Source organism: Sulfitobacter sp. HI0129 (assembly GCF_001635395.1).
Lineage (GTDB): Bacteria > Pseudomonadota > Alphaproteobacteria > Rhodobacterales > Rhodobacteraceae > Sulfitobacter.
Genome location: NZ_LWGH01000363.1, coordinates 1 through 3,115, shown reverse-complemented (window position 1 = coordinate 3,115; position 3,115 = coordinate 1). Strand labels below are relative to the sequence as shown.

At 62.9% G+C, this 3,115-nt stretch carries 4 protein-coding genes; 3 read left to right on the top strand and 1 reads right to left on the bottom strand.

What is annotated here, in order from left to right; genetic code table 11:
- Positions 1-100 precede the first annotated feature (100 nt).
- Genes A3764_RS09185 through A3764_RS09175 form a run of 3 tightly spaced genes read left to right on the top strand, consistent with a single transcriptional unit; the run spans position 101 to position 2,456 of the window.
- Positions 101-553 (top strand): FliM/FliN family flagellar motor switch protein, encoded by a 453-nt coding sequence (locus A3764_RS09185; RefSeq protein WP_082851032.1) that lies wholly within the window; start codon positions 101-103, stop codon positions 551-553.
- Positions 540-1,376: a flagellar type III secretion system pore protein FliP gene (gene fliP / locus A3764_RS09180; RefSeq protein WP_067925832.1), complete on the top strand. Its 837-nt coding sequence runs from the start codon at positions 540-542 to the stop codon at positions 1,374-1,376. The genes A3764_RS09185 and fliP overlap by 14 nt, the downstream gene beginning before the upstream one ends.
- A gap of 21 nt (positions 1,377-1,397) precedes the next feature.
- Positions 1,398-2,456: a flagellar motor switch protein FliG gene (locus tag A3764_RS09175; RefSeq protein WP_067925835.1), complete on the top strand. Its 1,059-nt coding sequence runs from the start codon at positions 1,398-1,400 to the stop codon at positions 2,454-2,456.
- Positions 2,457-2,468: 12 nt separating this feature from the next.
- Here A3764_RS09175 and A3764_RS09170 read toward each other — a convergent pair.
- Positions 2,469-3,115: DUF1217 domain-containing protein (locus tag A3764_RS09170; RefSeq protein ID WP_067951514.1), on the bottom strand; the 647-nt coding region annotated here is incomplete at its 5' end.

Sequence of the window (3,115 nt, the reverse complement as noted above, 5' to 3'; positions counted from 1 at the left end):
CGGCTCGATTATGGGTTCGAACAGATCTGCAACCGGCTGCTGGCCGAGTTTCGGCAGACCAGCGAAAAGGCGCAGGGCGCCCGGAAGGAGATAGGTGGACATGGACAAGTCTGATCCGCAGGACAAGGAAGCGAAAGCCTCCGCCGATACCGCGAAAACCCCCGAAGAGACGGGGACCGAGGAGGCAGCGGCCCCCGCCGCATCCGAACGCACCGCCGCCGAGGCGGTGGCGCGGAATGTTTTTCCGCAACTCGATACCGAGGAAACGCGCCATGCGCTGGCCACGCGGGATGAAAACGCGGGCAACGGGATCAACGCGATGCTCAACGTCGGCCTCGATGTGCAGATCGTGCTGGGCCATGCGCGGATGCCGATTTCACGGCTGCTGGAACTGACCCGCGGCTCCATCGTGGAGCTGAACCGCAAGATCGGCGCGCCGGTGGACCTGATGGTCAACGACCGGCTGGTGGCGCGGGGCGATCTCGTCAAGGTGGGCGAGGACCGGCTCGGCGTCTCGCTGACCCAGATCGTCAAGGATCATGCGGCTGACTGATAGCCTCAGAAAGGCAGGCCGTTTCCTGCGCCTGCCGGGCCTTGCGGGGCTCTTGCTCTGTGCGGGGGCCGGTATGGCCGCCGCGCAGGACGGCGGCTTTCTGGGCGCGATCTCAGACGCGATCGGAGAGGCGGCACCGGGCACTGACGAGAATGCGAGCCTTTCGGGCCGCATCGTCCAGTTCATCGCGCTGGTCACCGTGCTTTCCATCGCGCCCGGGCTGCTGGTGGTGATGACCAGCTTCACCCGCTTCGTCATCGTGTTGTCGATGCTGCGCTCCGCGCTCGGGCTCAACCAGACCCCGCCCAATATCGTGCTGACCTCGCTGGCGCTGTTCATGACCTTCTTCGTCATGCAACCGGTGTTCGAGGACGCCTACGAAGGGGGTGTCGTACCCCTGCTTGAAAACACGCTGGTGGAGGAACAGGCGATGGAGCGTATCGCGGCCCCCTTCCGCGCCTTCATGTTCGTCAACACCCGCCCGCGGGACTATGCCCTCTTTCTCGATGTCTCCTCCGACGGTACGGAAACCGAAGACACCCCCCTGCCCACCACCCCGGAGGAGGCCGATTTTCGCCAGCTGGTCCCGGCTTTCATGATCTCCGAACTGCGGCGGGCCTTTACCATCGGCTTTTTGATCTACCTGCCCTTCGTTGCGATCGACCTGATCGTCGCCTCCGTCCTGATGAGCGCGGGGATGATGATGCTGCCGCCCGTCCTCATTTCGCTGCCTTTCAAGGTGATCTTCTTCGTTCTGATCGACGGCTGGTACATGCTGGCCGGCTCCCTGATTGAAAGTTACGTCCCGCTCGCGGGCGGATGATACGGTCCAAAGGAAAGCACTATGTCCCCTAGCCCCAACTCACCCACCGCAGCCCGTAAACCCAGCGCCGCCGTCCGGGCCATGACCGGCCCGACCAAGGCGGCGATCACCTTTCTCTGCCTCGGTGAACAGGCCGGGTCGGACCTGATGAAGCGCCTTTCCACGACAGAGATCGAACGCATCACCCACGCCATGAGCCGCCTTGGCCCGATCCCGGCGGAAATCGTGGAGGACGTGCTGTCGGAATTCACCGAAAGCGTGATCACCGGCACCGGCTCCGTCACCGGGTCGCTTTCCGCGGCGGAGGCGCTGCTGCGCAAGTTCATGCCGGAAGAGGAAGTAACCGAACTGCTGAACACCGTGCGCGGCAATAACCGGCAGAGCGCAACCTGGCGCCGCTTCGCCTCGCTCGACGAGTCGGTGATCGCCAACTACCTCGAAGGCGAACACGACCAGACGGCAGCGGCGATACTCAACAATATCGACACCTCCGTCGCGGCCAAGGTGCTGCCCCTCCTGGGCACCGACCGGATGTACGACGTGGCCGAACGCATGGTCGGCATGGAAGCAGTGCCCATCCACATGATGCGCCAGATCGAGGAAACGCTGAAAAAAGACATCATGTCCGACACGGTCCACACCAGCGCTGCCGAGACCCATCAGCGCATGGCCGACATGTTCAACAAGCTCGACGTGCAGGCCTTTGAGCAGCTTTCACAGACCCTCGACCAGCGCATCCCCGAAACCTTTCAGGCGATCAAACAGCGCATGTTCGTCTTCGACGATCTTGTCCGCCTGTCGACGCAGGATCTGGCGCAGGTCATGCGGGGGCTGGAGGGCGACACCCTGCCGCTCGCCATGCGGGGGGCCAAGAAGGAGCTGCGCGATTACCTGATGTCCTGCCTGCCGCAGCGGTCGCGCCAGATGCTGATGGACGAAATGGAAGCCACGGGCCCGGTGCGGGGCCGCGATGTGAACGCCGCCCAGACCACGATGGTGGATTACGCCAAGGTGCTGGCGGATCAAGGTCTGATCCAGTTACCTTCGCACACCGACGAAGAAGACGAGATTTTCGAATGACGCTATGCGCGGTCAGCGGTAGCGGTTGTATCCGCCCTGCACGATGGACGGAATATCGAGCGTGATGATGTTGAACCCGCCCCCCTGCCCGGCAGAAACCGCGCCCTGCATCAGAGTGACCGCGATATTGTTGGCGGTCGCCGTCCCTTCGAGCGCGTCGTAAACGGCCGAGAACCGCTTCACCAAGCGATCCACCTCTGCCGGATCCTTCAGCTTTTCGATATCGAATTTCGCTTTGAACAGTTCGACCTGCCGGTCGATGTCCACCTGCACGACTTCTTTCGGCAGGCCGAGCGCGGTGCGCATGAATTTGGCGATGTCCTTGTCCTTCAGGACGTCGAACCATGTGTTGATCTCGCCGGCCTTGGCCTTGAATTCCAGCGCCAGCCCCGCGCCGGTGTTCTGCTCCGCCGCGGTGTTGAGCAATATGCGTTCCTTGAAACGCTCGATCATGTCCGCCTGCCATTGGGGGTCGCTGAAATTCGCGCTGCCCCCGCCGCCCGGCGCAAAGCCAAGCTCGATGTGCATCTCGCGGATGTTGGGATCGGTCAGGCGGTTCACCAGCGCGGCGGTATCCGAGCGGTCACTTTCCAGCGTCTTGCGGATGAGCGCCTTGCCGAAGATCTGCGCTTCGAGGTCGAAGGCCCGCATGACGAAAG

Excerpts from the sequence above, each read along its gene's own strand:
- A3764_RS09185 (WP_082851032.1), top strand. The coding sequence starts at position 101 with ATGGACAAGTCTGATCCGCAGGACAAGGAAGCGAAAGCCTCCGCCGAT.
- A3764_RS09175 (WP_067925835.1), top strand. The coding sequence starts at position 1,398 with ATGTCCCCTAGCCCCAACTCACCCACCGCAGCCCGTAAACCCAGCGCC.
- fliP (WP_067925832.1), top strand. The coding sequence starts at position 540 with ATGCGGCTGACTGATAGCCTCAGAAAGGCAGGCCGTTTCCTGCGCCTG.